General features: G+C 62.7%; 10 protein-coding genes. 6 read left to right on the top strand and 4 right to left on the bottom strand.

From position 1 onward, the window contains the following. The first annotated feature begins 115 nt into the window (after nt 1–115). On the top strand, nt 116–691 hold the full coding sequence (locus MOV75_RS22045) for a hypothetical protein (RefSeq protein ID WP_246923873.1): 576 nt from the start codon (nt 116–118) through the stop codon (nt 689–691). A gap of 46 nt (nt 692–737) precedes the next feature. Here MOV75_RS22045 and MOV75_RS22040 read toward each other — a convergent pair whose 3' ends face one another. After that, on the bottom strand, nt 738–1,094 hold the full coding sequence (locus MOV75_RS22040) for a hypothetical protein (protein WP_246923871.1): 357 nt from the start codon (nt 1,092–1,094) through the stop codon (nt 738–740). Between the two features lie 114 nt (nt 1,095–1,208). Between MOV75_RS22040 and MOV75_RS22035 the strand changes: the two genes are divergently transcribed. From MOV75_RS22035 to MOV75_RS22025, 3 genes are all read left to right on the top strand, one after another. Next, the gene (locus MOV75_RS22035; RefSeq protein WP_246923867.1) at nt 1,209–1,349 is read left to right on the top strand and encodes a hypothetical protein; all 141 of its coding nucleotides are present in this window, start codon (nt 1,209–1,211) and stop codon (nt 1,347–1,349) included. Between the two features lie 399 nt (nt 1,350–1,748). Beyond that, nucleotides 1,749–1,934 carry a hypothetical protein gene (locus MOV75_RS22030; RefSeq protein WP_246923864.1) on the top strand — a complete coding sequence of 62 codons (186 nt, stop codon included), beginning with the start codon at nt 1,749–1,751 and terminating at the stop codon, nt 1,932–1,934. A 156-nt stretch (nt 1,935–2,090) separates the two neighbouring features. Next, complete coding sequence (locus MOV75_RS22025) at nt 2,091–2,432, top strand: phasin (protein WP_246923861.1); 342 nt, start codon at nt 2,091–2,093, stop codon at nt 2,430–2,432. A gap of 239 nt (nt 2,433–2,671) precedes the next feature. Here the strand turns inward: MOV75_RS22025 and MOV75_RS22020 are convergent, their stop codons facing one another. The 3 genes from MOV75_RS22020 to MOV75_RS22010 all read right to left on the bottom strand — a co-directional run bounded on the left by MOV75_RS22020 (nt 2,672) and on the right by MOV75_RS22010 (nt 5,733). Continuing rightward, nucleotides 2,672–2,989 (bottom strand): cytochrome c, encoded by a 318-nt coding sequence (locus MOV75_RS22020; RefSeq protein WP_246923857.1) that lies wholly within the window; start codon nt 2,987–2,989, stop codon nt 2,672–2,674. Between the two features lie 266 nt (nt 2,990–3,255). After that, nucleotides 3,256–4,086 carry an alpha/beta hydrolase gene (locus MOV75_RS22015; protein WP_246923853.1) on the bottom strand — a complete coding sequence of 277 codons (831 nt, stop codon included), beginning with the start codon at nt 4,084–4,086 and terminating at the stop codon, nt 3,256–3,258. A gap of 144 nt (nt 4,087–4,230) precedes the next feature. Continuing rightward, nucleotides 4,231–5,733 carry a ShlB/FhaC/HecB family hemolysin secretion/activation protein gene (locus MOV75_RS22010; RefSeq protein WP_246923850.1) on the bottom strand — a complete coding sequence of 501 codons (1,503 nt, stop codon included), beginning with the start codon at nt 5,731–5,733 and terminating at the stop codon, nt 4,231–4,233. On the opposite strand from MOV75_RS22010, the gene MOV75_RS42740 reads away from it, so the two are divergent. Together MOV75_RS42740 and MOV75_RS22000 are read left to right on the top strand one after the other, a co-directional pair. Then, nucleotides 5,701–5,985 carry a hypothetical protein gene (locus tag MOV75_RS42740; protein WP_246923847.1) on the top strand — a complete coding sequence of 95 codons (285 nt, stop codon included), beginning with the start codon at nt 5,701–5,703 and terminating at the stop codon, nt 5,983–5,985. The two genes, MOV75_RS22010 and MOV75_RS42740, sit on opposite strands and share 33 nt — an antisense overlap. 172 nt (nt 5,986–6,157) lie before the next feature. Then, nucleotides 6,158–6,988, top strand: an 831-nt coding sequence (locus MOV75_RS22000) for a FecR domain-containing protein (RefSeq protein WP_247006605.1), incomplete at its 3' end; no start/stop codon positions are given.

The following is a 6,988-nucleotide window of genomic DNA, read 5'->3' as shown; positions in this document are numbered from 1 at the left end:
CGTCGCTCTGGTGCTGCGTCCGCCCGCGCGCCCGGTCCGGTCGTGCTGAGGCTGGTCTCGGCTGCCTGAGCTTGTGGCCCCCCGTCCATCGATAAATTTCGCAAGGAGTATCCGAGTGGCTCGTGTCCGACGCAGTAAGTCCTACAAAATGACGCAGATCTACGACCGGCGGTCCCGCGAGCTGCCGTTCAATGCCGAAGTGGCGGAGGTCGAGGTCGACAATCCGCTGGCGCTCGATTCCGGTGAGAAGATCGTGGTCATCCGGTCGATCCGTAGCGATCCCCTCGGTCGGCTGCAGGCACACCACCAGATCGACGAGGCGCAATACCGCGGCGGGCGTGCCTTCCAGAACGATTGGGAGAGGGCGGAGCGGGGTCCTCAGGCGATGGATCCGACCCGTGAATATGTCGATGGCGCGCGCACGCGTGAGCCCGTCACCGAGAGCCAGCGCCAGGCGGTGTTGCGGCTGAATCGGGTCGAGCGGGAACTCGGCACCGACGGTGCCGCGCTGGTGCACGACGTGCTGATTCTGGGCCTGACTATGGATCAGATCGGGGAGCGTCGCGCCGTCCGGACGCAGCGCTGGAACGATTATTTCGCGCGGCGTTTTCGCGAATGTCTGGACCGGCTGGCCCTGGTCTACGGCTTTGCGACGGAAACGGGGACACAACGGGCAGAGCGGCGAAGATGAATACGGCACGCCGGCGGCCTCGGCCGCCGGCGTGCCAACCTGTTGCCTAGGGATGCGGTACGATCTGGTAAGGCGTGGTGTAGGGCTCGACGCGAAGCGAGGCGTTGGCCAGAAGCCCGATCTTGGCGGTCGGCGCCTGCTGCAAATCGCCGTTCGGGCCGCGATGCACGTTGTATTGCCACACCGTGAGATCGCCCTTCTGCGCCAACGCGTGCGCAACCGCGCTCGCATCGTTGCCGCCAAGCGCCTTGAGTTCCTCTGCCGATAACCCGACGACGATCTCGTCCTTGACGGTGATGATCTTGAACAGGTTCATCTTGGTCTCCTGCGCCCAGGCGCCTTGTATCGAGAGGGTGAAAAGCGCAGCCGCGGCGCCCTTGATGAGATCGCAGCGAGAAAGCATGCCGTCGTCCTTTGGTGCTGACGCGCGCCCGAATCGAAGAGTCTTCAGCCATGGCGCCGTCGTCTGCGTGGCCGTGTCGCAACGGCTTGGTCGTTCGCTCATGGACAAAAGTTCATGGGCGAAAAACATTTCCGGACCAATGAATCCCGAGGCGACGGCCGCGCCGAGATCAGGACGCTGGAGATCGGCTGCCAGATCAGCCTTCATTTTGCCGCGGATACAACCGCCGAGGGCGGACGCAACAATTGCGTGTAAGCGCTGGAAAGCCGCTCGTTCGCAGCGAGCGTCCATTCATATCGGAAACATGCCGAAACGTTGCACCGATTGACAGCGACCGAGGCTGTGTGCGTGATTGATGCCGCTTCTTGACGCAGGTGGGTGACGGCGGTCGATATTCCTGTTATCCGGAATTGCCATGGTGCGATGCAGACGAAGCATCGCTACAGCCATTGCTGGACTTGCCGGACTGGTTGTTCTTTGACATACTTGCAACCCTCTGGTTGAGCCCGTGGTTTGGGACATGTCGTTCAGCGTGCCAAGCGGTCAGGGCCATCCGGTCGAGAGTTCGTCGCGATAGGGTCCTGTTGTGGCGTCTTGTCGTGGCATTCGGTTCTTGAGTGGATTACGAAGGCCGATGCTTGTCATAGGTGCGAGATGAAAAACCTCAATTTCGCGACTGAACTGCACCTCAAGCTCGGCGTGCCCGCAAGCGGCACGGTCGAAAGTCTGCGCCTGCTCCGTGCTTTCCTGAAGCTCGCGCCTCGACAGCGTTTCGAGGTCATCAAGCTGGTCGAAGACCTCGCCACCGAGGAAGCACTTCCCGAGATCCCCTTGTCCTGAGCCCGGCCGCGCGCCGGCCTTACGCCGTCTCCTTCGTTTTCCCGCTACGTTTTCCTGCCGGGGCCGGACTGCCGGGCGACGTTTCCCCCAAGGCTGGCGCTGGAAGGCGATCCGCCAAGTGTGGTATTCAATTGGGAAAACGGGAGGAGTGCGACCATGATCGAACCGAAACTCGAAGTTCCGGCCGAACTGCGCGACTTGGCCGAGAAGACGATAGACCAGGCGGAAAAAGCATTCGGGATGTTTTTCGAAGCCGCCACCAAATCGATGTCGTCAGTTCCAGGCGCGGGGACGGAGGTGTCGAAGCAGGCGCTGGTTTTCACCGAGCAGAACATGAAGTCGGCCTTCGACCACGCACGCAAGCTGGTTCATGCCACCGACCTCCAGGAAGCGATGCGAATCCAGTCCGATTTCCTGCGCAGCCAGTTCACCAGCGCCGGAGATCACATGCGCCAGATGACCGGGAGTCTCATGCAACCGGGGAAGGGCAAGTCCTGATTCCGGGCCTGTGCACGACGTGCCCACAAATTGAACTTGCATGGCGTGGCGATCCGCACTTCGATGTCGGCGCGGATCCATGCCGGGCCACCGGATGACTTCATTCGCCGTCTGGCATCCCTTCTGCTGATCCCTGTCGGTCCGCCGGCAGGGATTTGCATTTCTGGCAGATGTGGTGCTCGGCGACGCTACCGCTTCACACTTTGCGCTAACGCGGCCCTCCGCGTGCGGATCATGCGCTAGCGCAGCGATGCGATGTAGGCCGCGATGTCGCCGGCTTCGGTCCGGCTCAAGGGGAAATTCGGCATCTTCGGGTGCGGATCGAGCAGGAAAAAGGCGAGCCTCTCCGGATTGAAGTCCTGCCTGCGCGCAACGGAGGCAAAGGAGGGAACGTCGGCACTCGCCTGGGTCTGGCCGGTGGCGACGACATGGCAGCTTGCGCACCAGCGCTTGGCGAGGTCGGCACCGTGATCGGCATCGGCGGCGAGCACGGACGACGTGCCGACGCTCGAGGTTACGGCAAGCAGCAGGCAGATTCGTCTCAAATGCTGGTGCATAGGGTAACCTTCACGCATTCGTTCGCCGCCATGCTTATCCGCAGCACGATCCCGGAAATTGCGAGAGATCAATGCGGGCGATGATCGATCGCAGCAGCTTGCGGACCGAACGATAGAGATGCCGTACGGGTGCCGGCATCCTCGCAGCGGGCAGACCTTTCGTATCAAGGCTTTCGATATAGTGCGACACGTGACTCTCCGAGGCCGTGCGGCTGTTCTATCCCGCCGCCCCGGAGCCGCCTTGATCTGCCGCAAAGTGTTCCCGGCTAATAATCGCCCGGATTCATGATCATCGGACTCTTCGTGTCAGCCGGCGCGAGCGCGCTGCTGGCGCTGTCACGCAGGAAGCGGTCGAGCGTTTCCTGGATCTTCTCCTTGACCGAGTTGGGGCCGCGATCGCTCATCTCCGTGTGCTGGGCGCCGGTGTGGACGATGTCGATACCACGCGCCTTGGCCTCTTCCGGCGTCGGCAGCACGCCGGGATCGGTCACGAAATGCGGGTCTTTCGACCTGAACGACAGGATCTTCATGCCGTCGCTGAGCACGAAAGGCACCCGCAGATTGTCGAGGGTAATCACCTTCGACACCAGCTCCGGGTGCTGGTGGGCGACATACATCGAGACATCGCCGCCGTTGGAATGGCCAACAAGGGTGATGTGGTCGTAGTCGACGTTATCCTGCCGCCTCTTCAGTTCGCCCAACACGAAGAGAATGTTGGCCTCACAGCGGATATAGACGTCACGCCGGCCGACATATTGCTGACCGACACGGGTCATCAACGGCGGATCGCTCGGCAGGTCCTGCTGGATGCTGACAACCAGGTAGCCGCGCGCAGCGAGCACGTTGGCGAGGAAGGAATATTCGGTGGCCTTGACCGTGTTGCCGTTGCTGATGATGGCAACGGGGAGCTTCCAGAGGCCGAGATTGGCCTTGGTCTCATAGTCACGCCGCACTGCCACCTCGACGGCGATCGGCCGCTGACGCGAGGCGTCGAACAGCGCCACGGCCTCATGGCGGATCGCGAACCGGCTGACGAGGAAATACTCTCCGACGCCGAGGACGCAGAGAAACGCCAAAATTACAAACACTCTCTTCATGGTTGCGTCTCAAATCACGTTCGGCTGAACATGGTCATTGGGAACTCCCGGATCGAGCGATCGTGAGCACGTTACGGGATTAAATTTAGGCAAGTCTGTGAGCAAGGCGGCAAAAGGGCCGGATCCGAGGGCAACTGCGCGCGGCTACAGACAGCCGGTTTTCCCGCGTTCAGGGCAGAGCCGGAATGCGCTCGATAGCGTGAACAGGAAACGGGGACTGCGGCGCGCGTTGTCCGGTGCCGGGTAGCTCAAGGGCACGGCCACGCCGAGATCAGCCTGGAGGTCGTCTGGCAGGAAGAATCGCACACCGGCGCCGGCCGATGTGAGCGACAGGCCCTCGCTCAGGCGGTAACCGTCGTTCCAGACGGCGCCGGCGTCGCCAAAGGCGTAGAGCTGATAGCCGGTCCAGTAGCGGAAATTGAGCTTCTGGTCGAAGCGCAGTTCGAGCGAGCCGGCAAGGCCGTTGTCGCCGCTGATCTCGGCTGCGCCGTAGCCCCGGCCGAACGCCGCGCCGCCGAGATAGAATTGCTGCGAGGTGAACAGCGGCCGCGAGGCTGTCTGGCTCGCCGCGGAGAGCTTGAGCGACCAGGCATCGTTGAGTGTCTGGTAGCGTGTGAACCAGAGGTTCAGCACCGAGAAGTTCGAGGATGCGCCGTCGCGCGACAACAAATCGTCGCCGAAGTGCGAGGCGCCGAAGATGTCGAGGCCCTGGCGGTAGGTCAGCGTCGCAAGATTGGTGCCGCCGAAGCGATCCTGCAACCGGTAGTCGGCGGTCAGGCTCGCCGTCCTGATGTGGTCGTTGTACCAGGGACCGTACAGGTCGTGCTCGGATACATTGCTGAATGTTGTCGCCGCAGTCAGCGTGAGCGCGGAGGATTGCGATTGCAGCGGAGCGATGCTGGCGCGCAGCTCGAAGGCCTCGGTCGTCGTGATGTCGCTGTCGAGGCGGCGGGCATCCCCCGGCCGGACCGCGCTGTACAGCACGGAGCCGCCAAGGCGGAAACCATCGACACCGATGGGCGTGTCGTAAGACAGCCGCGCAAAGCCGAGCTGGCGTGGGTCGTTGGCGATGGTCGACAGGTTGACCGCCAGCATATCGCCGGGCGTGAGATAGGAGTTGAATGCCCCGGTCGCATAGGTCTGCCACGGGCCGACCGACGACGATCCGAGATTGTCCAGGCCGAACGAGGAGAAGACGTGCCAGGTCTTCAAGTAGACTGTGAGACGGAAGCGGCCGGACGTGCCGCCGATCTCCTCGAGCGCGGTATCGGTGATCCGGACGCCCGGCCTGCCGTTGATGAGGAAGAGCTGGCGTTCGAGCGTTGCAAGGCGCGACGGCTGCTCGGCCAGAACCGGGCCCAGCATCGGCCTGATGCCGAATTGCTCGGCGCCGTCGCCTTTCAGCTCGGCCTGCACGATGGCGCCTTCGATCACCTGGATCCGGACGCGTCCATCGCCAATGTCCTGCGGCGGCACGATGGCCCGGCTCAGATGAAAGCCGTCGGCGCGGTACAGATCGCTGATCGCACCTGCGATCGCGGCGAGATCTGCCTGCGAGACCTTCTTGCCGAGATAGGGCTGATAGACAGCGGCGATCCGATGTTGGGAGACGGCGTGGGCGCCGCCGACGTCGATGCCGCGCAGCATGAATTGCGGCTTCGTATCCCCGCCGGTATTCCCCTGTCCGACGCTCGGAAGCTGGACCGCAGGCCGGCTCAGCGATTCCCGCTCGGCTTGGTTATCGAAATATTTCTCGGGCTGGCGCGGATCGAAGCCCGGCTGGTTCGCCTGTTGAGCGAAAGCGTGCGGAACTCCCGTAAAAATCGGTGCCAGCAGCAGCAGCGCGGTAAGCAGATCCCGTTTCTCAGCCCGCGCAGCGAACCTGTCCCCGTAGTTTGACGGAGACTCTCCAATGGGATGGTAAGGGTTCGTTAGCGGCATGATTTTTCATAGTTTTTTATGGTCAATGATTGGTTAAGGCGGCCGCTTGGCTGGCCGCTTCCTGCTAATCCTCTCTTGAGTGATTTCGGATACCCCTCAGATCCGGCTGTAACGCAGACTGAGGATCGTCATGCTTGGCAAGATTGGAATGCGGTGTGCCTTCGTGGCGGCGCTGACCCTTGGGACGGCTTCCGGTGCGTTCGCCGCGGATGACGGCGTCTGGTCGGTCAGCAAGGCCACCGGTGAGGTGTGGGTCGCGACCGACGGCGCGCAACAGGTGTCGCTGAACCAGGAAGAGACGCTCAAGCCCGGCAATACCATTCGCACCGGACGCAATGGCCGGGTGCTGCTCGTCCGCGGCGAGGAAACCATTCTGATCTCTCCCAACTCCGTGGTCGGCTTGCCGGCCGCGACGAAGGAAGGGCTCTCGACCACCATCATCCAGCAGGCGGGATCGATCCTGCTCGAGGTCGAGAAGCGCAACGTCAAGCATTTCGAGGTCGAGACCCCCTATCTCGCCGCCGTGGTCAAGGGAACGCAGTTCAGCGTCACGGTGGGAGCGAACAGCACCAAGGTCGGCGTGCTCCGCGGCCAGGTCGAAGTCTCCGATTTCAAGACGGGGCAGATTGCCCAGGTCATGCCGGGACAAGCGGCCACCGTCTCTGAGCACGGCAAGCCCGGTCTCAGCCTGAGCGGTGCAGGGACGTTCAATCCGATCGAGCACGGCAAGCCGCGCGCTCCCGCGATCGAGCGTGTGCCCGTTCCGAAATCAGGCCTGTCGGCGCCGCGCAACGCCGCGAACGGACATGCGATCCACGCGCTCGGTCCGATCGACAAGGCGACCAAGGCGGCGGGCGTGCCGAAGCCGTCTCATCAGGCGGCGGCAGGTCATGCATCCAGAGCCGGCGTGGTGCGCATCTCGAGCTCGCTCGGCGAGGTCAAGCTGAACTTCCACACGGTG

It is taken from the genome of Bradyrhizobium sp. PRIMUS42, assembly GCF_023006515.1.
In the GTDB taxonomy this organism is placed as follows: Bacteria; Pseudomonadota; Alphaproteobacteria; order Rhizobiales; family Xanthobacteraceae; genus Bradyrhizobium.
Note: the sequence above shows the minus strand (reverse complement) of the source record. Positions and strands in the feature narration are given on the sequence as shown.